The sequence below is a fragment of the Curvibacter microcysteis genome (genome assembly GCF_028649455.1).
In the GTDB taxonomy this organism is placed as follows: Bacteria; Pseudomonadota; Gammaproteobacteria; order Burkholderiales; family Burkholderiaceae_C; genus Curvibacter; species Curvibacter microcysteis.
Genome location: NZ_JAQSIO010000010.1, coordinates 38,360 through 62,997 on the forward strand (window position 1 = coordinate 38,360; position 24,638 = coordinate 62,997).

The 24,638-nt window shown below is 66.2% G+C and carries 21 protein-coding genes and 1 pseudogene; 17 read left to right on the top strand and 5 right to left on the bottom strand.

Annotation, left to right across the window (positions count from 1 at the left end; genetic code table 11):
• Positions 1–91: 91 nt before the first annotated feature.
• Positions 92–1,123 carry a tRNA (adenosine(37)-N6)-threonylcarbamoyltransferase complex transferase subunit TsaD gene (tsaD, locus tag PSQ39_RS19460; RefSeq protein ID WP_273929082.1) on the bottom strand — a complete coding sequence of 344 codons (1,032 nt, stop codon included), beginning with the start codon at positions 1,121–1,123 and terminating at the stop codon, positions 92–94.
• 193 nt (positions 1,124–1,316) lie between these two features.
• Between tsaD and PSQ39_RS19465 the strand changes: the two genes are divergently transcribed.
• The 14 genes and pseudogenes from PSQ39_RS19465 to PSQ39_RS19530 all read left to right on the top strand — a co-directional run bounded on the left by PSQ39_RS19465 (position 1,317) and on the right by PSQ39_RS19530 (position 17,962).
• On the top strand, positions 1,317–1,943 hold the full coding sequence (locus tag PSQ39_RS19465; protein ID WP_273928924.1) for an ANTAR domain-containing response regulator: 627 nt from the start codon (positions 1,317–1,319) through the stop codon (positions 1,941–1,943).
• Positions 1,944–2,281: 338 nt separating this feature from the next.
• Positions 2,282–3,526 carry a CmpA/NrtA family ABC transporter substrate-binding protein gene (locus PSQ39_RS19470; protein WP_273928926.1) on the top strand — a complete coding sequence of 415 codons (1,245 nt, stop codon included), beginning with the start codon at positions 2,282–2,284 and terminating at the stop codon, positions 3,524–3,526.
• 22 nt (positions 3,527–3,548) lie between these two features.
• Positions 3,549–4,460 carry a nitrate ABC transporter permease gene (gene ntrB / locus PSQ39_RS19475; RefSeq protein WP_273928928.1) on the top strand — a complete coding sequence of 304 codons (912 nt, stop codon included), beginning with the start codon at positions 3,549–3,551 and terminating at the stop codon, positions 4,458–4,460.
• 27 nt (positions 4,461–4,487) lie between these two features.
• Positions 4,488–5,294, top strand: coding sequence for an ABC transporter ATP-binding protein (locus PSQ39_RS19480; RefSeq protein WP_273928929.1), 807 nt, complete (start codon positions 4,488–4,490; stop codon positions 5,292–5,294).
• A 435-nt stretch (positions 5,295–5,729) separates the two neighbouring features.
• Positions 5,730–6,932: pseudogene (locus PSQ39_RS19485) on the top strand (NAD(P)/FAD-dependent oxidoreductase); the annotation flags it as partial.
• Between the two features lie 44 nt (positions 6,933–6,976).
• Entirely contained in the window at positions 6,977–7,771 is a 795-nt protein-coding gene (locus PSQ39_RS19490; protein ID WP_273928930.1) for a type IV pili methyl-accepting chemotaxis transducer N-terminal domain-containing protein, read from the top strand.
• A gap of 21 nt (positions 7,772–7,792) precedes the next feature.
• Positions 7,793–10,642 carry a nitrate reductase gene (locus PSQ39_RS19495; RefSeq protein WP_273928931.1) on the top strand — a complete coding sequence of 950 codons (2,850 nt, stop codon included), beginning with the start codon at positions 7,793–7,795 and terminating at the stop codon, positions 10,640–10,642.
• A gap of 67 nt (positions 10,643–10,709) precedes the next feature.
• Positions 10,710–11,615, top strand: a complete 906-nt coding sequence (ybiB, locus tag PSQ39_RS19500) for a DNA-binding protein YbiB (RefSeq protein WP_273928932.1) — start codon at positions 10,710–10,712, stop codon at positions 11,613–11,615.
• Positions 11,612–12,403 (top strand): uroporphyrinogen-III C-methyltransferase, encoded by a 792-nt coding sequence (cobA, locus tag PSQ39_RS19505; RefSeq protein ID WP_273928933.1) that lies wholly within the window; start codon positions 11,612–11,614, stop codon positions 12,401–12,403. The genes ybiB and cobA overlap by 4 nt, the downstream gene beginning before the upstream one ends.
• Before the next feature lie 86 nt (positions 12,404–12,489).
• Positions 12,490–13,203, top strand: coding sequence for a methyl-accepting chemotaxis protein (locus tag PSQ39_RS19510; protein WP_409242057.1), 714 nt, complete (start codon positions 12,490–12,492; stop codon positions 13,201–13,203).
• A gap of 238 nt (positions 13,204–13,441) precedes the next feature.
• The gene (locus PSQ39_RS19515) at positions 13,442–14,695 is read left to right on the top strand and encodes a BaiN/RdsA family NAD(P)/FAD-dependent oxidoreductase (RefSeq protein WP_273928934.1); all 1,254 of its coding nucleotides are present in this window, start codon (positions 13,442–13,444) and stop codon (positions 14,693–14,695) included.
• Positions 14,696–14,923: 228 nt separating this feature from the next.
• Entirely contained in the window at positions 14,924–15,136 is a 213-nt protein-coding gene (rpsU, locus tag PSQ39_RS19520) for a 30S ribosomal protein S21 (protein ID WP_007833691.1), read from the top strand.
• A 103-nt stretch (positions 15,137–15,239) separates the two neighbouring features.
• The gene (locus PSQ39_RS19525; protein WP_273928980.1) at positions 15,240–15,686 is read left to right on the top strand and encodes a GatB/YqeY domain-containing protein; all 447 of its coding nucleotides are present in this window, start codon (positions 15,240–15,242) and stop codon (positions 15,684–15,686) included.
• Positions 15,687–15,988: 302 nt separating this feature from the next.
• Entirely contained in the window at positions 15,989–17,962 is a 1,974-nt protein-coding gene (locus tag PSQ39_RS19530; RefSeq protein WP_273928982.1) for a DUF6600 domain-containing protein, read from the top strand.
• 51 nt (positions 17,963–18,013) lie between these two features.
• On the opposite strand, the gene pmbA is transcribed toward PSQ39_RS19530, so the two are convergent.
• Positions 18,014–19,393, bottom strand: a complete 1,380-nt coding sequence (gene pmbA / locus PSQ39_RS19535) for a metalloprotease PmbA (RefSeq protein WP_273928984.1) — start codon at positions 19,391–19,393, stop codon at positions 18,014–18,016.
• A 63-nt stretch (positions 19,394–19,456) separates the two neighbouring features.
• On the opposite strand from pmbA, the gene yjgA reads away from it, so the two are divergent.
• Together yjgA and mog are read left to right on the top strand one after the other, a co-directional pair.
• A complete protein-coding gene (gene yjgA / locus PSQ39_RS19540) occupies positions 19,457–20,113 on the top strand; it encodes a ribosome biogenesis factor YjgA (protein WP_273928986.1) in 657 nt (218 codons plus the stop codon).
• A complete protein-coding gene (gene mog, locus PSQ39_RS19545; RefSeq protein WP_273928987.1) occupies positions 20,106–20,717 on the top strand; it encodes a molybdopterin adenylyltransferase in 612 nt (203 codons plus the stop codon). The genes yjgA and mog overlap by 8 nt, the downstream gene beginning before the upstream one ends.
• A 59-nt stretch (positions 20,718–20,776) precedes the next feature.
• Here the strand turns inward: mog and cysE are convergent, their stop codons facing one another.
• Both cysE and PSQ39_RS19555 read right to left on the bottom strand, forming a co-directional pair.
• The gene (gene cysE / locus PSQ39_RS19550; protein WP_273928989.1) at positions 20,777–21,550 is read right to left on the bottom strand and encodes a serine O-acetyltransferase; all 774 of its coding nucleotides are present in this window, start codon (positions 21,548–21,550) and stop codon (positions 20,777–20,779) included.
• A gap of 32 nt (positions 21,551–21,582) precedes the next feature.
• Entirely contained in the window at positions 21,583–22,308 is a 726-nt protein-coding gene (locus PSQ39_RS19555; RefSeq protein ID WP_273928991.1) for an RNA methyltransferase, read from the bottom strand.
• A gap of 154 nt (positions 22,309–22,462) precedes the next feature.
• Here PSQ39_RS19555 and PSQ39_RS19560 point away from each other — a divergent pair, with 154 nt between their 5' ends.
• Positions 22,463–23,416, top strand: coding sequence for an inositol monophosphatase family protein (locus PSQ39_RS19560; RefSeq protein WP_273928993.1), 954 nt, complete (start codon positions 22,463–22,465; stop codon positions 23,414–23,416).
• 111 nt (positions 23,417–23,527) lie between these two features.
• Here PSQ39_RS19560 and PSQ39_RS19565 read toward each other — a convergent pair whose 3' ends face one another.
• The gene (locus tag PSQ39_RS19565; protein WP_409242058.1) at positions 23,528–24,634 is read right to left on the bottom strand and encodes a response regulator; all 1,107 of its coding nucleotides are present in this window, start codon (positions 24,632–24,634) and stop codon (positions 23,528–23,530) included.
• Between the last annotated feature and the right edge of the window lie 4 nt (positions 24,635–24,638).

Here is a 24,638-nt window from a genome sequence, read left to right on the forward strand (position 1 = left end):
CATATGAAAAAAACGAAATCCTGCTGATTGAAAATCTGGGCGCACGCGCCTGCACCCAGGGAGCCCGCCCCCTTCCAAACAAGGGGCAGCCTCAAGCGTCGATAGCGTCCAGCGGCCAGCGAGGCCGCACGTCGAAGCTGTAGCGGTGGTCAGCCTGCGCGTGGCCCGCCTGCAGGCGCATGGCGGCGGCCATCGCAATCATGGCGCCATTGTCCGTGCACAGGTGCAACTCGGGGTAATGCACCCGCACACGCGCTGTCTGGCAGGCCGCATTGAGCCGCGTGCGCAGCTCTCGGTTGGCGCCCACCCCGCCGGCCACCACCAGACGACGCAGGCCGGTTTCGCGCAAGGCAGTCATCGATTTCTTCAGCAGGACTTCGACGATGGCCGCCTGGGTACTGGCCGCCAGGTCCGCCTTGCGCGCCTCCAGGTCGTCGCCCAGCTTGCGCGCTTGGGTCAACACCGCCGTCTTGAGGCCCGCAAAAGAGAAATCCAGGTCGCCGCTGTGCAACAAAGGTCGCGGCAGCTTGAAGGCAGCCGGATCTCCTGACTCGGCCAAACGGGACAGCGCGGGCCCGCCTGGGTAGCCCAGGCCCATCAATTTGGCCGACTTGTCAAAGGCCTCGCCGGCGGCGTCATCAATGGTCTCGCCCAGGATGCGGTAGTTGCCCACCGCGTCCACCCGCATCAGTTGGGTGTGCCCGCCAGACACCAACAAGGCCACAAAAGGAAACTCAGGGGGGTCGGCACTGAGGAAGGGCGACAGCAAATGGCCCTCCAGGTGGTGCACGCCCAGCACCGGCTTGCCCAGGGCGGCCGCCAAGGCGCAGGCCACACCCGACCCCACCAACAGCGCGCCGGCCAGGCCTGGGCCGCGCGTGTAAGCCACCACATCGACGTCCGCCAGACTGCGACCCGCTTCGGCCAGCACCTGGCGCGCCAGCGGCAGCACGCGCCGAATGTGGTCACGGCTGGCCAACTCAGGCACCACACCGCCGTAGGCTTGGTGCATCTCGATCTGGCTGTGCAAGGCATGGGCTTCGAGTCGGGGCACGCCAGAGGCTTGGGCGTGGACCAGGGCCACGCCAGTTTCATCGCAAGAGGACTCGATGCCCAGCACCAGGCCAGGCGCAAGGGTCGCATCAACAGAGGGGAGCAAGGGCTTTGTCATCGGAGCAGAAGTGTAGGCCAGAGCCCTTCCCTCGGCGGCTGCCCCACGCAACGGCCTGGTCCCAGCAGGGTTAGCCCCCACAGGCGACGCGGGCCAGGCCCCTGCGCCCAGCCGCGCCTGGCTGTGAATCTTGCACAATCAGCCCATGACCGAGGCATTGCGCATTGTGGTGGTCGCCCCGGACCTGGCCATACAAGACCCCGAGGACGATCACGCTGTTTCTCAGGCTGAGCGCTCGCGCAGCCTGCGCATTGGCTTGCTCGAAAACGGCTTCAACCTGATCGCCACGCTGCCCGCCGACGTGTTTTTGACCGAGCGCCTGGCCCAGCTGCAGCCCGACCTCATCGTGGTCGACGCCGAAAGCGAGGCGCGCGACGCCCTGGAGCACGTGGTGCTGGCCACGCGCGACGCGCGGCGCCCCATCGTCATGTTCACCAATGACCAGGACACCTCACACGTGCCCGACGCAGTGGCCGCTGGCGTGACCGCCTACATCGTGGCGGGTCTGTCGTCCCAGCGCATCCGCCCCATCCTGGACGTGGCCATGGCTCGCTTTCAGCACGAAGAGCGCTTGCGCCGCGAGCTGGCCGAGGCCAAGACCGAACTGCACCAGCGCAAGGTCATCGACCGCGCCAAAGGCCTGCTGATGCAGCGCCAAAACCTCAGCGAGCAAGCGGCCTACGACAAGCTTCGCCGCGCTGCCATGGACAAAGGCCTCAAGGTGGTCGAGGTCGCGCAGCGCGTGCTCGACGTGGCCGACCTGCTGGGTTGATGCCCCAGCTCGCTGCGTCGGGCGGCGCAGCGCAGGTCATGGTGCAGCGCACAACTCAGGTGCAAGCCCAAGCGCGAAGCTGGTGCACCGAAGCACGTCCCCAGGTCCAGGACCGCCAAAATCCCACGCACAACCCCGCAAGTCACCTGGCACAGGGTTTGCTTAATCCGTCGCAATGACCCCAGTGGGTCACCTGACAGAGCAGGTCCAAAGGCGGGCTTGATCTGTCTCAAGGACAAAGGCGTCCCCACCTCTTGCCGAGCCCCTGCGGGCTGACGGCGAGCGTGTGAGGACGCCTTTTTTGCTTTTCTGTTCCGCCCAGTCCCAAGGAGTGCCCCATGACCCATCTGTTGAAAACCAGCCTGAGCCGACGCGCCGTCCTGCAAACCGCAGCCGTCGGGGCCGCAGGCCTGAGCCCCGCCCTGCGCACCCTGGTGCACGCAGCGGGCTCCGACAAGCCCGAGAAGGAAGAGGTCAAGATTGGCTTCATCCCGCTGACGGACTGCGCCAGCGTGGTCATGGCCTCGGTGCTGGGCTTTGACAAAAAATATGGCGTCAAGATTGTGCTCAGCAAGGAAGCCAGCTGGGCCGGCGTGCGCGACAAGCTGGTCAACGGTGAACTGGACTTCGCCCATGTGCTGTACGGCCTGATCTACGGCGTGCACTTGGGCATTGGGGGCCCCAAGAAGGACATGGCCAACCTGATGACCCTGAACAACAACGGCCAGGCCATCACCCTGTCCAAGAAGCTGGCCGACAAGGGCGCCGTGGACGGTGCCAGCCTGGCCAAGCTGATGGGCACGGAAAAGCGCGAATACACCTTTGCCCAGACCTTCCCCACCGGCACCCACGCCATGTGGCTGTACTACTGGCTGGCCAGCGTGGGCGTGAACCCGCTGAAGGACGCCAAGGTCATCACCGTGCCGCCGCCGCAAATGGTGGCCAACATGCGGGTGGGCAACATGGACGGCTACTGCGTGGGCGAACCCTGGGGCCACCGCGCCATCATGGACGGCATTGGCATCACCGCCGTCACCACCCAGGACATCTGGAAGGACCACCCCGAGAAGGTGCTGGGCACCACGGGTGACTTCGTCAAGAAGAACCCCAACACCTGCCGCGCCGTGATGATGGCGGTGCTCGAAGCCAGCCAGTGGATTGACGCCAGCCTGCAAAACAAGCTGAAGATGGCCGAGACCATTGCCGACAAGTCCTATGTCAACACCAGCGTGGATGCCATCAACCAACGCATCCTGGGCCGCTACCAGAACGGCCTGGGCAAGACCTGGGACGACCCCAACCACATGAAGTTCTTCAACGACGGCGCAGTGAACTTCCCCTACCTGTCCGACGGCATGTGGTTCCTGACCCAGCACAAGCGCTGGGGCCTGCTCAAGGACCACCCGGACTACCTGGCCGTGGCCAAGCAGATCAACCAAGTCGACCTGTACAAGGAAGCCGCCAGTGGCCTGAAGATCAGCGTGCCCAAGGACGCGATGCGCAGCAGCAAGCTGATCGACGGCGTGGTCTGGGACGGCAAGGACCCGAAGAAGTACGCCGACTCCTTCAAGGTCAGCGCCTAAGCCCCCAGCCCAGGAGATCGCCATGGTCAGCGCCGTTTTCCATCACCCCCTCGAGACGACCGCCCCGGCGGCCGTCAGCCCCACCCAACCCGCCAGCGCCGCTGCGTCGAAAGAAGTCCGCCCCATGAGCCCCCCCAAACGCATGCCCTACGACTGGCGCGGCTTCTGGCTGCGCGTGCTGCCACCCTTGATGGGCTTGGGCTTGTTGGTGGGTTTGTGGGCCATCGTGTCGATCTCCACCGCCAGCGCCATTCCGTCGCCGCTGGAAACTTTCAAGCAAGCGGTCGACGTGTTCAGTGACCCCTTCTACCGCAAGGGCCCCAACGACCAGGGCGTGGGCTGGAACGTGCTGTTCTCGCTGCAGCGCGTGGCGCTGGGCTTCGGCCTGGCCGCGGCCGTGGGCATCCCGGCGGGCTTCCTGATCGGGCGCTTCGAATTCCTGTCGCGCATGTTCAACCCGCTGATCAGCCTGCTGCGCCCGGTGTCCCCGCTGGCCTGGCTGCCGATCGGCCTGCTGGTCTTCAAGGGCGCCAACCCGGCCGCCATTTGGACCATCTTCATCTGCTCGATCTGGCCCATGATCATCAACACCGCGGTCGGCGTGCAGCGCGTGCCACAGGACTACATGAACGTGGCCCGCGTGCTCAAGCTGTCGGAGTGGAAGATCTTCACCAAAATCCTGTTCCCCTCGGTGCTGCCCTACATGCTGACCGGTGTGCGCCTCGCGGTGGGCACGGCCTGGCTGGTGATCGTGGCGGCTGAAATGTTGACCGGTGGCGTCGGCATCGGCTTCTGGGTCTGGGACGAGTGGAACAACCTCAACGTCAAGAACATCATCATCGCGATCTTCGTGATCGGCATCGTGGGCCTGCTGCTCGAATACGCCCTGGTCAAGATCGCCACCGCCTTCACCTTCGAAGAAGTGAAGAGCTGACCCCCACCACCCCACCGGAGACCTGCCATGAACACCAGCAAGTACATTGAAATCCAGGGCGTGGAGCAAACCTTCCGCACCCCCAAGGGCACCTTCCCGGCGCTGCGCAACATCGACCTGAACATCGCCAAGGGTGAGTTCGTGGCCCTGATCGGGCACTCGGGTTGCGGCAAGTCCACCCTGCTCAACCTGATTGCGGGCCTGACCCAGCCCACCAACGGCGTGCTGCTGTGCGCCAACCGCGAAATCAAAGGCCCCGGCCCGGAGCGCGCCGTGGTGTTCCAGAACCACTCCCTGCTGCCTTGGCTGACCTGCTATGAAAACATCTTTCTGGCGGTCGAGCGCGTATTTGGCGGCAAAGAAAGCAAGGCCCAACTCAAGACCCGCACCGAGGCCGCTCTGGCCCTGGTCGGCCTGACGCCGGCCGCGCAAAAGCGTCCCGGTGAAATCTCCGGCGGCATGAAACAGCGCGTGGGCATTGCGCGCGCCCTGTCCATGGAACCCCAGGTGCTGCTGATGGACGAGCCTTTCGGTGCCCTCGACGCGCTCACCCGCGCCAAGCTGCAGGACGAGCTGCTGGAAATCGTCGCCAAGACCCAGGCTACCGTGGTCATGGTGACCCACGATGTGGACGAGGCCGTGCTGCTGTCCGACAAGATCGTGATGATGACCAACGGCCCGGCCGCCACCATCGGCGAAGTGCTGTCCGTCGAGCTGGACCGTCCGCGCTCGCGTGTGGCGCTGGCGGAGAGCGCTCAGTACCTGGGCTACCGCAAAGCGGTGATCGACTTCCTCTACACCCGCCAGGCCCACGTCGAGAAAACCGCAGCCTGAGCCCGCGCTGCGCCGCCATCCAAGCGCGGTCCGCCCCGAACCAGCCCCAGGCGCTACCAAGCGCCGGGGCTTTTTTCATGGGGCAAGGCCCCTCGTGACCCTGGGGTGATCAGGCCTGAAGCGCCCCACCGGCCAGCCATGCAGCGCACGCCCCAAGCTGGTGCAGCAAAGCCCGGCGGCGTGCACCACACCCCGACCTCACCCGGGGCCCCAAGCGCCATGCCGCAGCCGGACAGCAGCACCCAGCTTGGCACAGGCATTGCTTAGTTTTCGCATCAGCCCCCAAGGCTGTGGACTTCGGCACTGCAATGGCGCAGCGCAGGGGTTCAAGGACGAAGGCGTCCCCACCCGTTTGGCCCCTCGGGCCGAGCTTGGTGAGGGCGCCTTTTTTGTTTTCTGAACCGCCAACAAGGGGGTTCACGCGACGGAGAGGCCATGAGTGACAAGCAGAAACTGGTGATGGTGGGCAACGGCATGGCCGGCGTGCGCACCATTGAAGAACTGATGAAGCTGGCCCCGGACCGCTACGACATCACCATCTTCGGCGCCGAGCCCCACCCCAACTACAACCGCATCATGTTGTCGCCCGTGTTGGCCGGCGAGCAGACCCTGGACGAGATCGTGCTCAACCCGCTGGACTGGTACCGCTCGCACGGCATCACCCTGCACACCGGCAGCAAAGTGGTCGCCGTGGACCGCGTGAAGCGGCGGGTGCGCGCCGAAGACGGGACCGAAGCGGCCTACGACCGCCTGCTGCTGTGCACCGGCTCCAAGCCCTTCATGCTGCCCGTGCCCGGCAACACCCTGCAAGGGGTGATGGCGTACCGGGACATCGCCGACACCCAGGCCATGATCGAAGCGGCCAGCCGCCCGGGCCATGCCGTGGTCATCGGCGGCGGCTTGCTGGGCCTGGAGGCGGCCAATGGCCTGCGCCTGCGCGGCATGGACGTCACCGTGGTGCATGTGGGCGACTGGCTGCTGGATCGCCAACTCGACCAGTCCGCCGGCCGCCTGCTGCAAGACGCGCTGCAAGCGCGCGGCCTGGCGTTCCGCCTGGGGGCCCACACCGAGGCCCTGCTGGGCGACGAGGCCGGCCGTGTGCGCGCCCTGCGCTTCAAGGACGGCAGCGAGATCCCCGCCGATCTGGTGGTGATGGCCGTGGGCATCCGCCCCAACACCGAGCTGGCCGAGCAGATGGGCCTGCTGGTGAACCGTGGCATCGTGGTGCACGACACCCTGCAAACCGTCACCGATGCGCGCATCTACTCGGTCGGTGAATGCGCAGCCCACCGGGGCACGGCCTACGGTCTCGTGGCCCCGCTTTATGAGCAGGCCCAGGTGGCGGCCAACCACCTGGCTGAATGGGGCATGGCGCGCTATGCCGGCTCGCAGACCTCCACCAAGCTCAAGGTCACCGGCATCGACCTGTTCTCGGCCGGTGACTTCATGGGCGGCGAGGGCAGCGAAGAAATTGTGCTCACCGACCCGGCCGGCGGGGTCTACAAGAAGCTGGTGCTGCGCGACGACAAGCTGGTGGGCGCCTGCCTGTACGGTGACACGCAGGACGGCAGCTGGTACTTCCAACTGCTGCGCGAGGGCGCCAGCCTGGGCTCTTTGCGTGGGCAATTGATGTTTGGCCCACCGGCCGAACGGGCTCACTGAACCGAAACGGATTCCCCACCATGGCCTCCACCCCCATCACCCGCCTGAACCGGCGCCACTGGATCGCCCTGACGGCCTGCAGCGCCCTGCCCGCCTGGGCCCAACTCAATGACCTTGGCGATGCCATCAACACCGCCGGGCGCCAACGCATGCTGTCGCAACGCCTGAGCAAAGCCTGGCTGGCCCGGGTGCAACAAACTGGTGGGGCCCAGGCCCAGCAAGTGATGCAACGCTCCATCGAAGTCTTTGAACGCCAACTCAACGAGTTGCAGGCCTACGCCCCCAGCCCCAGCATCCGCAACACCTATGCCGAGCTGGACAGCGCCTGGCTCAGCTTTCGCGAGCAACTGCTGAACGCCCCGGCCTCGCGCAGCGGCGCCCAGGCCCTGTTGCAGGCCGATGGCCGGGTGCTGGCCCTGGCGCATCAAGGCACACAACAACTTGAGGCCCTGGCCACCCGCAGCGCCGGCCGCTGGGTCAACCTGGCCGGCCGCCAACGCATGCTGTCGCAGCGCATGGCGAAGTTCTATTTCGCGGCCGCCTGGCAAGTGGACGTGCCCACGGCCCGGCAGGAGATCAAGCTGGCCCGACAAGAGTTTGTCACCGCGGCCAAAGCCCTGAGCCAGGCCCCCGAGACCACCCAACGCATCGCCGAAGAACTGACCTTGGCCGAAGGCCAGTGGGTGTTCTTCGATGCGGCCCTGCAAGCCGAAGCCAGCAGCCCCAAGCAACTGACCGAGGTCTTTGTCAGCAGCGAAAACCTGCTGGCCGTGATGGACCGCGTGACCCGCCTCTACGCCGCCCTGAAGACCTGAGCCCCAGCCCGAGACCTGACCATGACCTGCTCCGATGCCCTGCGCGAAACCCGCTCCACCTGCTCTTACTGCGGCGTCGGCTGCGGCGTCATCATCGAGTCGCGTGGTGCCACCATCACCGGTGTGCGCGGCGACCCCGATCACCCGGCCAACTTTGGCCGCCTGTGCACCAAGGGCTCGACCCTGCACCTGACCGCCCGCCCCGAGGTCACACAGCAGACCCGGCTGCTGCAACCCCAGCTGCGCTTGCAGCGCCAGGCCAGCCCGCTGGCCCTGGACTGGGACAGCGCCCTGGACCTGGCCAGCCAGCGCCTGGCCGATGTGGTGCAGCGCCATGGTCCCAACGCACTGGGCTTTTACCTGTCGGGCCAATTGCTGACCGAGGACTACTACGTCTTCAACAAACTCGTCAAAGGCCTGCTGGGCAGCAACAACCTGGACACCAACTCACGCCTGTGCATGAGCAGCGCGGTGGCCGGCTACAAGATCACCCTGGGGGCCGACGCGCCACCAGCCAGCTACACCGACGTGGACCATGCCCACTGCCTGTTCATCTCCGGCAGCAACACCGCTTGGGCGCACCCCATCCTGTTTCGCCGCATCGAAGACGCCAAACGCGCCCGGCCCGAGCTGAAGATCGTGGTCATCGACCCTCGGCGCACCGACACCGTGGAGCTGGCCGACCTGCACCTGGCCCTGCAGCCTGGCACCGACGTCATGCTCTACCACGGCATGTTGCACTTGATGCTGCGCCAGGGCTGGACCCAGCCGGCCTACATCGCCGCCCACACGCATGGATTTGAAGCCCTGGTCGAACAAGTGCGCGACTGCACACCCGAACGCACGGCGCAAGTCTGTGGCATCTCGGTCGAGGACCTGCTTGAAGCCACGCGCCTGTTCGCCACCTCACCCGCCACCCTGAGCCTCTACTGCCAGGGCCTGAACCAGTCCAGCAGTGGCACCGATAAAAACGCGGCGCTGATCAACCTGCACCTGGCCACGGGCCAGATCGGCCGCCCCGGTGCGGCCCCGTTCTCACTGACGGGCCAGCCCAACGCCATGGGCGGACGCGAGGTCGGCGGCCTGTCCAACCTGTTGAGCGCCCACCGCGACCTGGCCAACCCCGTGCACCGCGCCGAAGTGGCCGCCTTGTGGGGCGTGCCCGACGTGCCCAGCGTGCCGGGCAAATCCGCGGTGGAAATGTTCGAGGCCGCCGCCGACGGCGAGATCAAGGCCTTGTGGATCGCCTGCACCAACCCGGCCCAGTCCCTGCCCGACCAAGCCACGGTGCGCCGTGCACTGGAACGGGCCGAGTTCGTCGTGCTGCAGGAGGCCTTTGCCACCACCGCCACCGCGGCCTACGCCGACCTGCTGCTGCCCGCCACCACCTGGGGCGAAAAGACCGGCACCGTGACCAACAGCGAGCGCCGCATCAGCCGGGTGCGCGCCGCCACCCCGCCCAGCGGCGAGGCGCGCCACGACTGGGCCATCGGCGTGGCCCTGGCCCAGCGCCTGGAAGCCCGGCTGCGCCCGGGGCAAGCCAGCCTGTTTCCTTACGACACCCAGGACGCCCTGCGCGGCACCGAAGCCATCTGGAACGAGCACCGCGAATCCACCCGAGGCCGCGACCTGGACATCACTGGCCTCAGCTACGCCCTGCTCGATGCCCAAGGTCCCCAGCAATGGCCCTGGCCCAGCGGGGCCAGCCAAGGCAAAGAACGCTTGTACGAAGACGGCGTCTTCCCCACCCCCGACGGCAAGGCCCGCTTCCACAGCACGACCTACCACCCGGTGGCCGAAGCGCGGGACGAGGCCTACCCCTTCTCCCTCAACACCGGGCGCCTGCGCGACCAGTGGCATGGCATGAGCCGCACCGGCACCCTGGGCCGCCTGTTTGGCCATGTGGCCGAACCAGCCGTGCAAGTCAACCCGCAAGACCTGGCCCGCTTGGGCTGGGAAGACGGCGCCCTGGTGCGGGTGCGCTCGCGCCGGGGCCAGGTCGTGCTGCCGGTGCAGGCCAGCGCCGAACAGGGGCCGCAGCAGGTCTTCATCGCCATGCATTGGGGCCAGGAGTTCCTCGGCGGGCACGACGAGGCGGGCCAGGCCCTGACCGGGGTGAACGCGCTGCTGCCCTCGGCCTACTGCCCACGCTCCAAGCAACCGGAACTCAAGCACGCCGCGGTGCAGTTGGAAGCGGCCGCCCTGCCCTGGTCGCTGGTCGCCATGGCCTGGCTGCCAGCGCAGCAGGTGCTGCGCGTGCGCGAATCACTCAAGGCCCTGATGGCTGAGTTTGACTACAGCAGCTGCGTGCCCTTCAGCGACACCGTGCCGCTAGAACAGGCCCCGACCCAAAAGGCCGGCCTGCTGTTTCGCGCCGCCGCCAGCCGCGCCCCGGCCCCCGCGCTGCTGCGACAAATCGAGACGCTGCTGGGTCTGGACCCGCGCCAGGCCTTGCACTACAGCGACGCGAGCCATGACCAGTACCGCACCGTGCAAGTCTTGGCGGACGGCGAACAACGCCATGTGGGCGCTTGGCTGCTGGCGGGCGACACCCGCGCCCAAGCCTGGCTGCGCCCCCTGCTGCAAGAAGCGCAGGACGTGAGCGCCTACGGCCAACGCCTGCTGAGCCCTGGCGCCACACCGCCCGTGGCCCAAGCCGCACGCAGCGCCCTGGTTTGCAGCTGCCTGGGCGTCAACGAGCAGTCCATTCGCCATCAACTGGCCCAAAGCAGGGGATCCGACGACGAAAGGCTCAAAGAACTGCAGTGCGCGCTCAAATGTGGCACGAATTGTGGTTCTTGCGTCCCAGAGCTCAAGCGTTTGGTCCGGTGGGTCCGGCCCAACACCGAAGCCCCTGAATTGGCCATATAGCCAGAAGTCAGAAAGCTTCAGTGACAATCCGCGGCTCTGCTTCCAACACAAGAACACAGACAAGGCCATGCCCATCAGTCACTACATCAAAGAAATCGGCCGCGGCAAGGAGGGAGCGCGTGCGCTCAGCCGCGAGCAGGCCGCCGATCTCATGGGCCAGGTGCTCGACGGCAGCGTCAGCGACCTGGAAATCGGCGCCTTTTGCCTGGCCATGCGCATCAAGGGCGAAACCCCTGAGGAGATGGCCGGTTTTCTGGATGCCACCCACGCGCGCACCGCACGCGTGCCCAGCACCCTGCGGCCGGTGGTGGTGCTGCCCAGCTACAACGGCGCGCGCAAATTGCCGGTGCTGACCCCGCTGCTCGCCTTGCTGCTGGCGCGCGAAGGGGCCAGCGTGCTGGTGCATGGCACGCCCACCGAAGACAGCCGCATCAGCGCGGCCTCGGTGTTGTCGGTGCTGGGCACCCCGTCGCTGGCCGCAGTGCGTCCGCTGCACGCAGGTGAAGTGGTGTTTGCCCCCACCGGCTTGCTGCTGCCGGGCCTCAAGCGCTTGCTGGACGTGCGCCGCGTGGTGGGCCTGCGCAACCCAGCGCACAGCCTGGTCAAACTCATGAGCCCTTGCGTCGGGCCCAGTGTGCTGGTCAGCAGCTACACCCACCCCGAGTACGCCCAGTCCATGGCAGCGACCTTGAGCCTGACCGGCCAGCGCGCCCTGCTGTTGCGCGGCACCGAAGGCGAAGTGGTGGCCGACGCACGCCGCACGCCTGAAATGACCGGCTACGTGAACGGCCAGGCCCTGGCCCTGCAAGCCGCCCAAACCGGTGCACTGGTTCAAGTGCCCGAATTGCCGCGCGACATCAGCGCAGCCTCCACCGCCAGCTACATCCAACTGGTGCTGGCTGGCAAACTGCCCGTCCCGGCGCCCATTGCGCGCCAGGTCCAACACATCCTGCACCTCGTGGAACTGCCATGACACACCCCCTGCCCCTGCAAGGCCAATGCACCCTGGTGGGCGCCGGCCCCGGCGACCCCGAACTGCTCACCCTCAAGGCCCTCAAGGCCATCCAGGCGGCCACCGTGCTGCTGGTCGACGACCTGGTCAGCGACGAGATCGTGGCCATGGCCTCACCAAGCGCCCGCATCGTCTACGTGGGCAAGCGCGGCGGCTGCAAGTCCACCCCCCAGGCCTTCATCGAAAAACTCATGATCACCGCCGTGCAAGAGGGTGAAAACGTGGTGCGACTCAAAGGCGGCGATCCCTTCATTTTTGGCCGCGGTGGTGAAGAGGTGGAGCACTTGCGTGCCGCTGGCATCGAGGTGGGCGTGGTCAACGGCATCACTTCCGGCTTGGCCGCTGTCACCTCGTTGGGGGTGCCCCTGACGCACCGAGAACACGCCCACGGCGTGGTCTTTGTCACCGGCCACGCCAAGCCTGGCGACAGTGGCACCGACTGGCGCGCGCTGGCGGCCACGGCTCGCAGTGCCAAGCTCACCCTGGTGATCTACATGGGGGTCAGCGACGCACAACACATCCAGGCCGAATTGCTGCAGGGCCTGCCCGCCAGCACCCCGGTGGCCATCGTGCAACGGGCCAGCTTGCCCAGCCAACGTCACGCCACCAGCACCCTGGGTGAACTGTCGGCCACCCTCGTGCGCGAGGGCCTGGGCAGCCCCTCGGTGATCGTGGTGGGCGACGTCATCAGCGGCGTGCAAGCTGCTTTGCAAACCCGCTCAGGCGAGCTGCGCACCGGCACGCACTGAGCCACCGCCAGTCAACTTCGTCGGGGTCCGCCTGGCCCGTCATTTGCTTAACACTGGCGGTGTTCACCAGGGAATGAAAGATCGATATGGCTGCTCTTGCTCTGCAAAACAATTCGGCCTACCAACCCAGTGCGACGGCAGGCCGTGCCGCCGCGCACAGCCCCGCCAAGCCCCCGGCGGCGACGGGGGAGATCTCCCTGGTCAACATGGCCGCACGCCAACGCATGCTGTCCCAGCGCATGATCTTGCAAACGGTGCTGGCCTCCCAAGGTCACCCCACCCAGTTGGCCGCCGCCCGGCAGTCGCTGGCCTTGTTCACCACCAGCCAACAGAAGCTGCGCCAAACCGGCCGAGAACTCGCGCCTGACCTGGCCCAGATCATCCTCAAGGCCTATGAAGGCCCCCAAGGCGCAGGGCCGACCGTGGACGCCTTCATCCAGCAAATCAGCGCCACCTTGGACCAGATCGAGCGGCAGGACCGGCGCATGCCCGACACCCTGGCCCAGCTGGTGGACCGCACCGACCAAGTGCTGGACGCCCTGAACCGCGCCACCACGGCCTTTGACCAGATCACCAGCGCCCAATCCCAAGCCATGATGCGCGAGCTGACCGGCATCGTGAACTCCATTCAAACCGTGGCCCGTGAAGCCAAGGTGGTGAGCTTCAACGCCCAGGTGATGGCGGCGCGGGCTGGCCAGCATGGGCGCGAGTTTGCGGTGGTGGCCAACGTGCTGTCCGGCATCACGGCTGAAATTGATGGCCTGTCCCTGAAAGCCATCTCGCTGACGGGCCGCAAGTGAGCCGCCGTCTGGGTGCGAACTGAACACGTGCTGGCACAAGCCCGGCGGCGCAGCGCCCGCGCTTTGGGGGCGCCCCTGCGACGCAAGCAATCACCATCGACCAGCCAAGACAGCCGCGCCACGAGCCAGCCCCCGCCGCACTGGGGATAATCGGGCGCCTATGCCCCGGCCCGGACCACGTTGTCTGCGCCCCTGCACCACACTGGTGCCCCGGGGCTGAATTTCCAGGAGCCTTGTTGTGAATGTCGATGTTGTGATCGTGGGTGCCGGTGCGGCCGGTCTGTTTTGCGCCGGGGTGGCGGGGCAACTGGGCTTGAAGGTGCTGGTGCTGGACCACGCCCCCAAGGTGGCTGAAAAAATCCGCATCTCGGGCGGGGGGCGCTGCAACTTCACCAACCGCGACGCCACGCCCGCCCAGTACCTGAGCGCCAACCCGCACTTCTGCCGCAGCGCGCTGAGCCGCTACACCCCGCAGGACTTCATCGCCCTGGTGCAGCGCCACGGCGTGCCCTTTCATGAGAAGCACAAAGGCCAGTTGTTTTGCGACCGTTCCGCCGAGGACATCATTGAGCTGCTGCTCAAGGAATGCGCCGCCGGGGCCGCTGGCGGCAGCGTGACGCGCTGGCAGCCCTGTGCGGTGAAAAACATCCGCTACCACGACAGCCCGGCCTCTGCCGAGTCGACCGCGCCCAGCCTGGGCCGCTACGAACTGGACACGGATCAAGGCGTGGTGAGCTGCCACAGCGTGGTGGTGGCCAGTGGCGGCCTGTCCATTCCGAAGATCGGCGCCACGGATTTCGGCTACCGGGTGGCGCGGCAATTCGACCTGCGCCTGGTCGAACAGCGCCCGGGTCTGGTCCCACTGACCTTCGACGGCGCCGCCTGGGCTCCGTACGCGCAACTGGCGGGCCTGGCCTTGCCGGTGGCCATGGAGACCGGCAGCAAGAAAACCAAAGGCTTGTTCCTGGAAGACCTGCTGTTCACCCACCGGGGCTTGTCGGGCCCGGCGGTGCTGCAGATCTCCAGCTACTGGCAGGCCGGCTCGCCGATCCGCATCAACCTGGCGCCCGACCAAGACCTGCCCGCGCTGCTGGCCCGCGCCAAGGCCACTTCGCGCAAGCTGCTGGGCAACGAACTGGGTCAGCATGTGCCGTCCCGCCTGGCCGACGCCTGGGTGCAGCAAGATGCCGCCTGGCAACGCCCTTGCACCGACGTGACTGACAAAGCCTTGACCTCGCTGGCCGAGCGCCTGTCGCGCTGGGAGCTGGTGCCCACGGGCACCGAGGGCTACAAAAAAGCCGAAGTGACCCTGGGTGGCGTGGACACGCGCGACCTGTCGCAGCAAACCATGGAGTCGCGCCAACCCGGCCTGTTCTTCATCGGCGAGGTGGTCGACGTCACCGGCTGGCTGGGCGGCTACAACTTCCAGTGGGCCTGGGCCAGCGCCCACGCTTGTGCCCAGGGTTTGGCCGCGCGCCAGGGCAAGCTTTGAAGGCGCCCCCTGCGGCTTGAGCGCTGCCGCACCTTGACCGGGACGGCCCCTCGTTTTTTTGCAGGGCTGGCAGGCCCTGGATGCACAAAAATCTTGTTTGTGCAAGCGTTAACGCTATAATCGCAGGCTTTGCTGGCAAATGCCCCGCCGGCCGATACTTTTCAAGGCGGGGAACCTTAGCTTGTGGGCCCGATCTTCCCCAAGCACCTCATTGGAAAACATTACGTAATGACCACCATCCGTGTTAAAGAAAACGAGCCCTTCGACGTCGCTCTGCGTCGTTTCAAGCGCACCATCGAAAAACTGGGTCTGCTGACCGACTTGCGCGCCCGCGAGTTCTACGAAAAGCCGACCGCTGAGCGCAAGCGCAAGAAGGCCGCCGCCGTCAAGCGCCACTACAAGCGCGTGCGCAGCATGCAGCTGCCCAAGAAGCTGTACTGATCGCAGCCGGTCTGCTGGCCTACAGCAGCCCCATCAACCCGCGCTCGGGACGCCAGGCGCGGGTTTTTTGCTTTTTGAAGACCGATTTCAACCGGAGAACACCATGTCCCTCAAGGAACAGATCACCGAAGACATGAAGGCCGCCATGCGCGCCAAGGATTCGGAAAAGCTGGGCACCATCCGCCTGCTGCAAGCTGCCATGAAGCAGCGCGAAGTGGACGAGCGCATCACCCTGGACGACGCCGCCGTCGTGGCCATCGTCGACAAGCTGATCAAGCAGCGCAAGGACTCGATCGCCGCCTTCGAGCAAGCCGGCCGCCAAGACCTGGCTGACAAAGAAGCGTCCGAGCTGGTCGTGCTGCAGGCCTACCTGCCGGCGCGCCTGAGTGCCGACGAAGTCAGCGCCGAAGTCAAGGCCATCGTGGCCGAGCTGGGCGCCAGCGGCCCCGGTGACATGGGCAAGGTCATGGGCGCGGTCAAGACCCGCCTGGCCGGCAAGGCCGACATGGGCCTGGTCTCCGCCGCCGTGAAAGCCGCACTGGCCGGTTGAACCGCCGTCCGCCCGCTGACCCGGGCTGTGACCCCACCGCCAACGGCCTGGAGCAGGCCCTGGCGGTTTTTTTGCGCCTGGACGCCACGGCCCGCGGGATCACCGCGGGTGGCAGCGCCCCACCTCGCCTTGTGGCCTTTTTGGGGGGCTCGCGCGTTGAGCCTGGACACCTCCACGAGAACACCATGCCCGTGCCCAGCCCCTTCCCGCCGTCTTCATCCTTGACCCACACCGCAGCGGCCCCATCAGCCGCTCAGCTTCCAGCTCGGCGCCCCACGCTGCACGGGTCTTGGCGTGGGCGAATGAAGGCCGGTGCAGCAGTGCTGCTGCTGGCCCTGACCCCGCTGCTGACGCTGGCACAAGAGGGCCCCGGCCGCGTCGCCTACCCCAGCCTGATCGAAGGCGTGGTGCAGGTCAGCGATGCCAAAAACCCCGACGGGCGCAACCTGACGCCCAACCAAGCCCTGCCGCCCGGCAGCCGACTGAACCTGAGCCCGGGCGCCCGCTTGGAGCTGAGCCAGGGCAGCAGCACCTGGCGTGCCGAGGGGCCCGCCTTGATCGAACTCAGCGCCCTGGACGACAACAGCAGCCAGACGCTGCTGCGCCGGGGCAAGCTCGATGTGCGGGTGCGCCGCCTGGAAGCCGGCGAGCGGTTGGAGATCGACACCCCCAACCTGGCGGTGCTGGTGCAGCAAGCGGGCACCTACCGCCTGGACGTCGACCCTGACAGCGGTCAGACCCGGGTCAGTGTGGGGCCAGGCAGCTTGGTGGCCTACGGTGAGCAAGGCCAGGCCCTCAGCCTGCCTGCCGGCCTGCAGTGGACCTTCCAGGGCCGTCAGCTGAGCCAGGTCGGCCGCCCTGCGGTGCCCCGAACCGACAACTTTGATCTTTGGACGCAAGGCCGCCAGCAGCAGGAGGACCAGTCGCTGAGCGCCCGCTACGTGCCGCGCGAACTGATCGGCTACCAGCAACTGGACGGCTGGGGCGATTGGCAAAACGACCCCAGCCTGGGCCCGGTCTGGTACCCGCAATTGAACAACCCGGACTGGGCGCCCTACCGTTACGGCCAGTGGCAGTGGATTGAACCCTGGGGCTGGACCTGGGTCGATGACGCGCCCTGGGGCTTTGCCCCCTTCCACTATGGCCGCTGGGTGGTGTCCAGCCGGGGCTGGGGCTGGGTGCCTGGCCGCTACGAGCGCCGACCTGTTTACTCCCCGGCGCTGGTGGGCTTCATCGGGCAACCCCAGCGCGGTGGCGCCGGCCACCACCGCCAGCCTGGCGTCGCCTGGGTGCCCCTGGCCCCTGGTGAAAACTGGCGCCCCGGCACCCCGGTGGGCCCGCACAACCCAGCGGCAGGCCAGGGCCGGGACCGCCGCCCCGACAGCGGCTATGCCCACCAATACCGCCCGGGCGGCATGACCCAGCAGGCCCAAAGCGGCGGGCACGGCTGGAGCCGCCCCAGCGCGGGCGCCAACGACGCCCTGCCCATGCCCAAGCCCTTCATCCAGGTGCAGCCCGGCGGGGGCAGCACGGTGATGCCCCCTGCCAACAATGACAACGGTCGCCTGCCCCGTGGCCCAGAGGCGCAGCGCCCATCCCTGAATCCACAGCCGGCCTTCACGCCCAGCCCCTCAGCAGGCCAGCGCCCCCTGCCCCCAGGCCAGGTCACCGCTGTGCCCAACACCGCGCCGCGATCGGAACAAGAACGCGTCGAGCGTGAGCAAGCCCAACAACGGGAACAGGCCCAGCGCCTGCAGCTCAACACGGGCAACTCAGCGCTTCTGGAACGCCAAAGACAAGAACAACAACAGTGGCAACAACACCAACTTCAGATGCAGCAGCAACAGCAGCTCTTGCAACAGCAACAGCAACAGCAGTGGCAGCGCCAGCAGCAAGCCGAGCAGGAGCGCCAGCGCCAGCGCCAGGAGGCCGCACAACGAGAACAGGTCCAGCGCGAGCAAGCCCAGCGTGAACAGCAAATGCAGCAACAGCGCCAGCAACAGGAACGCCAACAACAAGAGCGATGGCAGCAGGAACGCCAGCAGCAGGAGAGGCTGCATCAGCAGCAACTGATGCAGCAACAACTTCAGCAGCAGCAACAGTTTCAACAAGCACAGCAGCCGCCGCAGCGCCAGCCTGGCTTTTCACGCGACGGTGCTCCAGGACGTGAAGGCGGTCCCTCGCTGAGGCCGCAACAGGTCCAGGGTCAAGCGCAGGGCGGCGCCCCCGTGGGCCCAAGGCTCACGCCCCCGTCCACGGCCCCGAACACGCAATGAGGCCATGCAGCCCGGCCGGCCCGATCAGGGCTGGCCAGGCGGGTGCCGGCTTCAGCTGCCAGCGATCTTCATGCGACCGATCAGCACCGAGCCCACGGTCTTGGAGCCGTAGGTGTAGGTGTCGGCGCCCACGGCCTCGATGGCCTTGAACATGTCCTTGAGGTTGCCGGCGATGGTGATCTCTTCGACCGGGAAGGCGATCTGGCCGTTTTCGACCCAGAAGCCACTTGCGCCGCGCGAGTAGTCACCCGTCACGTAGTTGACGCCTTGGCCCATCAGCTCGGTCACGAACAAGCCAGTGCCCAGCTTTTTGAGCATGGCATCCAGATCGTCACCGGCCTGGGTCAGGCGCGAACTCAGGCTCAGGTTGTGCGAGCCGCCGGCGTGTCCGGTGGTCTTCATGCCGAGCTTGCGTGCCGAGTAACTGGTCAGGAAATAGCCTTCGACCCGGCCCGCGTCCACCACGGTGCGAGCGCGCGTGCGCACGCCTTCCTCGTCAAACGCTGAACTGCCCTTGCCACGCAGCACAAAGGGGTCTTCCCGCACATCGATGTGCTTGGGGAAAATGCGCTTGCCCAGCGAGTCGACCAAGAAGGTGCTCTTGCGGTAAATGGCGCCGCCGCTCACCGCCTGCACAAAGCTGCCCAGCAGGCCCGCCGCCAGCGGCGACTCGAACAGCACTGGGCACTGGGTGGTGGCGATCTTGCGCGACTTCAGGCGGCTCAGCGCACGCTGGGCCGCATAGCGGCCAATGGCCTCGGGGCTGGCCAGTTCGTCGGCGCAGCGCATGGAGCTGTACCAGGCGTCGCGCTGCATGTCCGCGCCCTTGCCGGGCAGCGAGGCGATCGGTGCCACCGACAGGCTGTGGCGCGAGCTGGCATAGCCGCCACGAAAGCCGTGGGTGTGGGCGCTGAAGAAATGCGATTGCTGGGCCGACACGCCCGCGCCTTCGCTGTTGGTGATGCGCCGGCTGGTCTTCAAGGCGGCGGCTTCGCAGGCACGCGCCAGATCGGCAGCCTGCTCACTGGTGATGGCCCAGGGGTGGAACAGGTCCAAGTCGGGCTGCTCGGTGGCGATGTCGGCCTCATCCGGCAAACCGGCCACCGGGTCTTCGGCGGTGAAGCGCGCGATGTCGTAGGCCGCTTGCACGGTCTGCAAAATCGCGGGCTCGGAAAAGTCGGAGGTGCTGGCATTGCCCCGGCGGTTTCCGATGTAAACCGTCACGCCCAAGGATTTGTCGCGGTTGCGTTCCACGTTCTCCAACTCGCCTTTGCGCACGCTGACACTCAGGCCGCAGCCCTCGGAGGCCTCGGCCCCGGCGTCGGTGGCGCCTATCTTTTTGGCGTGCGCCAAGGCGGTGTCCACCAGATGTTCAAAGGTTTCGCGGGTGTAGCTGAAGCCGTTGCCGGCCGGTGTCTGGGGTTTCTTCATAGCGGAAGCTATGATACTTGCCGCTTAGGGCCCCCTGTGGTCCTCGTCCCGGATACCCCCAACATGTCACGCAAACCCAAAAAAGGCTACTACGTCCGTGGTCAATTCGTTGCCGAAGGCAGCGAACTCGACCTGCAGCTCAAAGCCGAGCTCAAGGGCACCGATGAAGCCAGTAAAACCGATCTGAAACGCGAGAGCTCTGCCCTGCAAAAGCTGGGGGAAGAGCTGCTCACGTTGCGCGCCGACCTGATGGCCAAGCTGCCGCTGTCGGACAAGCTGGTCGATGCCCTGGCCGAAGCCAAGCGCATCACCAACTTTGAAGGCCGGCGCCGCCAGATGCAGTTTGTCGGCAAGCTCATGCGCTTGCTCGACGAAGAAACCGTGGAAGCCGTCAAAACGGCCCTCGAAGTGCAGCGCAAAGGCTCGGCCGCCGACACCGCGGCCCTGCACCAGGCCGAGCTGTGGCGCGACCGCCTGATCGGCGTTGAAGAAGCCTTGGCCCAGTGGATGGCCGAATACCCCGACACCGACACCCAGCAGCTGCGCGCCCTGATCCGCCAAGCCCGCAAGGATGCCGTGCCGGCCGACCGCGCCGCCGTGTCGCAAGGCCTGGCACCACGCCAGGGACGGGCCTACCGCGAGCTGTTCCGCTTCATCAAGCAGCAGATGAACCCGGACGCTGTGGACGACGACGACGAAGACCCCGCCCACGATGACTGAAGCCGCCGCCCTGCCCCCGCCCGAGCCGGTGCGCATTGGGATTGTCTCGATCAGCGACCGCGCCTCCAGCGGCGTTTACGAAGACAAGGGCTTGCCCGCCTTGCAGGACTGGCTGAGCCGCGCCCTGCACAACCCGATCGAGTTCGTGCCCCGGCTCATCCCGGATGAGCAATACGGCATCAGCGCCACCCTGATCGAGCTGGTCGAGCGTGAAGCCTGCTCGCTGGTGCTGACCACCGGTGGCACAGGCCCGGCGCTGCGCGATGTCACCCCCGAAGCCACGCTGGCTGTGGCCCACAAGGAGATGCCGGGTTTTGGCGAGCAAATGCGCCAGATCAGCCTGCGCTTTGTGCCCACGGCAATCCTGTCGCGCCAGGTGGCGGTGATTCGCCACCAAAGCCTGATCATCAACTTGCCGGGTCAGCCCAAGGCCATCCAGGAGACGCTGGAAGGCCTCAAGGCCAGTGACGGCAGCGCCTTGGTGCCCGGCATTTTTGCCGCCGTGCCTTACTGCGTGGATTTGATTGGCGGACCCTACCTGGAAACCCGCGACGAGGTCTGCAAGGCCTTCCGGCCCAAGACCGCGCAACGACCAGCGCGTTGAAAGCGCTGGCCCCACCAGCGACCCGAACTGAAAAGCGACCTGATGCCCAGGTCGCTTTTTTATTTGCCCACCAGGTCGCTGAGCTTGCCGGCCTCAAAACAGCCCTGGCGCTGAGCGTCCTGGGGCACGCAATTGCCCTCGGGCGCACGCGCGGCCAGCTGCTCGATGGCCTGCCACAACAGAGCGATCTGGTGCTCTTGCGAAGACGCGCTGGTGATCAAGCCCTTCAGGGCCTGGCCCACGGGGTCGTCTTCCAGGGTCACCCCGTAGGCGGAGAACTTGGGTCCCTCGGGCGTGGCGTCGGCGCTGGCGCCCGCCTTGGAGGGCAGGATGCGGGCTGGAATGCCCACCGCCGTGGCGCCCGCCGGTACGGGCTTGATGACCACGGCATTGCTGCCGATCTTGGCCCCATCGCCCACCACAAAGCCGCCCAGCACCTTGGCCCCGGCGCTGACCACCACGTCCTTGCCCAGGGTGGGGTGGCGCTTGGTGCCCTTGTAGAGCGAGGTACCACCCAGGGTCACGCCCTGGTAGATGGTGCAACCATCGCCAATCTCAGCCGTCTCGCCCACCACCACGCCCATGGCGTGGTCAAAGAACACACGCTCACCCAACTTCGCACCCGGGTGGATTTCAATCCCCGTCAGCCAGCGTGAGACATGCGAGATGAAGCGTCCCAGCCACTTGAAGCCATGCGTCCAGCACCAGTGCGCAGGCCGGTGCAGCACCACCGCATGCAAACCCGGGTAACAAGTGATCACCTCCCACGTGCTGCGCGCGGCAGGATCGCGGTCGAGGATGCACTGGATGTCGGATCGCAAGCGGGAGAACATGAGCTTTGGAAATATTTTTATGGCTGCACAGTCTATCGGTTAGCGCGTTCGGCCGTTTCGATCATGGCCTTGGCGACACCTCGGAGGATGTGGATTTCCTCTTGGCTCAGATCGGCGCGGTTGAACAGCTGGTTCAGGCGTGGCATCAGCTTCTTGGGGGCCGCCGGGTCCAGGAAGCCCACATCCACCAAGGCCTTCTCCCAATGGCCCAGCATGCCCGCCACCTGCTGCGCATCTGCCGGGCGCACCGGGGCGGTGGCGGACTGCACGCCAAAACCGCCCAAGGCCTGGCGCCATTCGTAGGCAATGACCTGGATGGCCGCGCCCAGGTTGAGCGAGCCAAAGCCCGGGTTGGTCGGAATGCTCAAGCAGGTGTGGCAGCGGTAAACGTCCTCGTTTTGCATGCCAAAGCGCTCGGAGCCAAACAAAAAGGCCACCGAGTGGTCGGTCTGGGCCAGCGGACCAAAGTGCTCGCGCGGGGTCTTGACGGGCGGCCCAAAGTCGCGCGGCGTCATGGCCGTGGCGCACAGGTGGCTGATGCCGTCCAGGGCCTCGTCCAAGGTCTCGACGATGCGTGCCTTTTCCAGCACGTCCAGGGCGCCGCTGGCGCGCTGGATGGTTTCTTCGCGCTTGAGCACGTTGGGCCAGCGCGGGGCCACCAGCACCAGCTCGTCAAAGCCCATGACTTTGAGGGCGCGGGCGGCAGCGCCGACATTGCCGGCATGGCTGGTCTGGATCAGAACAAATCGGGTTTTCATGGGGCTTGAAAGCGGGGGTCTGGCGCAAAACGCGCAACGGCGGGTAAAATCTCGCCCTATTGTCGCCTGCCGCATCGCCGAGCAGGCTCTTTCGCCGCCCCACCTGCCACCCGGCACCCGGTTTCAGGGGCGACCCAGCTCTTCCTCACAATTCATGTCATCCAACCTGCACCCCATGCTTAACGTGGCCATCAAGGCCGCTCGCGCCGCTGGCGCCCTCATCAACCGCGCCGCACTCGACGTCGAATCCGTTCGGGTTTCGCAAAAGCAGGTGAATGACTTTGTGACGGAAGTCGATCAAGCGGCTGAAAACGCCATCATCGACACCCTTCTGACCGCCTACCCGGGCCACGGCATCCTGGCCGAGGAATCGGGCCAAACCCACGGCGCCAAGGACTCTGAATTCGTCTGGATCATCGATCCCCTGGACGGCACCACCAACTTCATCCACGGTTTCCCCGTGTACTGCGTGAGCATCGCCCTGGCCGTGCGCGGCAAGATCGAGCAAGCCGTCGTGTACGACCCCAGCCGCAACGACCTGTTCACCGCCACCAAGGGTCGCGGCGCCTACATGAACGACCGCCGCATCCGCGTGAGCAAGCGCACCCGCCTGGGCGAGTCGCTGGTGTCCACCGGCTTCCCCTTCCGCCCAGGCGACAACTTCAAGGCCTACATGGCCATGATGGGTGACGTGATGCAGCGCACCGCCGGCCTGCGCCGCCCCGGTGCTGCGGCGCTGGACTTGGCCTATGTGGCCGCCGGTTTCACCGACGGCTTCTTTGAAACCGGCCTGCAACCCTGGGACATCGCCGCCGGCTCGCTGCTGGTGACCGAAGCCGGTGGCTTGGTGGGCAACTTCACCGGCGAAGCCGACTTCCTGGATCAGCAAGAGTGCCTGGCTGGCAACCCGCGCATCTACGGCCAACTGGTCGGTCTGCTGGGCAAGTACAGCAAGTTCGCCGGTGCCGGCGACAAAGCGGCGGTGCGCCAAGCCCTGGGCCAAGACAGCGCCGCCGCTGAAAGCAGCGCCGAGGACAGCGCGGATGCTGAAGCCGCTCCGGCTGCCGACAGCGACAAACCTGCTGCCCTGCCCGACGCGCCCTTCTAAGGCCTGTTCCAGGCGCCTGCCCTCCGGGGCAAGGCGCCGCTCCCCGGCCCCAGAGAAAAAGCCCGCCAGCGTTGATGCTGGCGGGCTTTTTTCATGGCGAAGAGGGGGCGATCAGTCCGCGTAGCGGATGGCGATGGCGCGAAAGTCGTCCGCGATCTCAATGAAGGCGTCCACGATGTCGGGGTCAAAGTGCTGGCCGCGGCCTTGAACCACGATCTGGCAGGCCTGATCGTGGGTGAACGCGGGCTTGTAGACGCGCTTGCTGATGAGGGCGTCGTACACATCGGCCACCGCCATCAGGCGCGCGGACAAGGGGATGGCGTCGCCGGCCAGGCCTTCGGGGTAACCGGTGCCGTCCCACTTCTCCTGGTGGCTGTAGGCGATTTCCTTGGAGAAGGTCAGAAACTTCACCTTGATGCCCAGACGGCGCTCGGCGTCCTCGATGGCATCACGGCCAATCGCGGGGTGGCGCTTCATGACCTCAAACTCTTCCACCGTCAGCTTGCCGGGCTTGAGCAGGATGCTGTCGGGAATCCCCACCTTGCCGATGTCGTGCAACGGCGCCGACTTGTAGAGCAGCTCGATGTTGCGCTCGGTCAGGACCGATTCAAAGCGCGGGTGGTGGCGCAGGCGCACGGCCAGTGCCTTCACGTAGAGCTGGGTGCGTCGGATGTGGTTGCCCGTGTCGTTGTCCCGGGTCTCTGCCAGCGAAGCCATGACCATGATGGTCACGTCCTGGATGGCCTGCACCTCCAGGGTGCGCAGGGCCACCTCTTGTTGCAGGTAGTCGCTTTTGCTGCGCAGAAAGTCCGACGTGGCCTTGAGCGCCAAATGGGTCTGCACCCGGGCCAACAGAATGGGCGGGCTGATGGGCTTGGTGATGTAGTCCACCGCCCCCAGCGACAAGCCCAATTCTTCGTCGGCCACTTCAGAGCGGGCAGTCAGGAAGATCACCGGGATGTGGCGGGTGCGCGGTTCAGCCTTGAGGCGCCGACAGACCTCATAGCCATCCAAGCCCGGCATCATGATGTCCAGCAGGATCAGGTCCGGCGGGGGGTCTTGGGCGGCGATCTTGAGGGCTTTTTCGCCTTGGTTGGCCACCTTGACACGGTAATGGTCCTTGAGCAGCGAACTCATCAAGCTCAGGTTGTCCGCGGTGTCGTCCACCACCAGCACGGTGGCAATGGGCTTTTCCACCAACGGTGAAGACTCCGACACAACT

What these genes read in the sequence shown, in the direction of transcription:
- PSQ39_RS19465 (WP_273928924.1), top strand. Translation starts at nt 1,317, where the DNA reads ATGACCGAGGCATTGCGCATTGTGGTGGTCGCCCCGGACCTGGCCATA.
- PSQ39_RS19470 (WP_273928926.1), top strand. Translation starts at nt 2,282, where the DNA reads ATGACCCATCTGTTGAAAACCAGCCTGAGCCGACGCGCCGTCCTGCAA.
- ntrB (WP_273928928.1), top strand. Translation starts at nt 3,549, where the DNA reads ATGGTCAGCGCCGTTTTCCATCACCCCCTCGAGACGACCGCCCCGGCG.
- PSQ39_RS19480 (WP_273928929.1), top strand. Translation starts at nt 4,488, where the DNA reads ATGAACACCAGCAAGTACATTGAAATCCAGGGCGTGGAGCAAACCTTC.
- PSQ39_RS19490 (WP_273928930.1), top strand. Translation starts at nt 6,977, where the DNA reads ATGGCCTCCACCCCCATCACCCGCCTGAACCGGCGCCACTGGATCGCC.
- PSQ39_RS19495 (WP_273928931.1), top strand. Translation starts at nt 7,793, where the DNA reads ATGACCTGCTCCGATGCCCTGCGCGAAACCCGCTCCACCTGCTCTTAC.
- ybiB (WP_273928932.1), top strand. Translation starts at nt 10,710, where the DNA reads ATGCCCATCAGTCACTACATCAAAGAAATCGGCCGCGGCAAGGAGGGA.
- cobA (WP_273928933.1), top strand. Translation starts at nt 11,612, where the DNA reads ATGACACACCCCCTGCCCCTGCAAGGCCAATGCACCCTGGTGGGCGCC.
- PSQ39_RS19510 (WP_409242057.1), top strand. Translation starts at nt 12,490, where the DNA reads ATGGCTGCTCTTGCTCTGCAAAACAATTCGGCCTACCAACCCAGTGCG.
- rpsU (WP_007833691.1), top strand. Translation starts at nt 14,924, where the DNA reads ATGACCACCATCCGTGTTAAAGAAAACGAGCCCTTCGACGTCGCTCTG.
- PSQ39_RS19525 (WP_273928980.1), top strand. Translation starts at nt 15,240, where the DNA reads ATGTCCCTCAAGGAACAGATCACCGAAGACATGAAGGCCGCCATGCGC.
- PSQ39_RS19530 (WP_273928982.1), top strand. Translation starts at nt 15,989, where the DNA reads ATGAAGGCCGGTGCAGCAGTGCTGCTGCTGGCCCTGACCCCGCTGCTG.
- pmbA (WP_273928984.1), bottom strand. Translation starts at nt 19,393, where the DNA reads ATGAAGAAACCCCAGACACCGGCCGGCAACGGCTTCAGCTACACCCGC.
- yjgA (WP_273928986.1), top strand. Translation starts at nt 19,457, where the DNA reads ATGTCACGCAAACCCAAAAAAGGCTACTACGTCCGTGGTCAATTCGTT.
- mog (WP_273928987.1), top strand. Translation starts at nt 20,106, where the DNA reads ATGACTGAAGCCGCCGCCCTGCCCCCGCCCGAGCCGGTGCGCATTGGG.
- cysE (WP_273928989.1), bottom strand. Translation starts at nt 21,550, where the DNA reads ATGTTCTCCCGCTTGCGATCCGACATCCAGTGCATCCTCGACCGCGAT.
- PSQ39_RS19555 (WP_273928991.1), bottom strand. Translation starts at nt 22,308, where the DNA reads ATGAAAACCCGATTTGTTCTGATCCAGACCAGCCATGCCGGCAATGTC.
- PSQ39_RS19560 (WP_273928993.1), top strand. Translation starts at nt 22,463, where the DNA reads ATGTCATCCAACCTGCACCCCATGCTTAACGTGGCCATCAAGGCCGCT.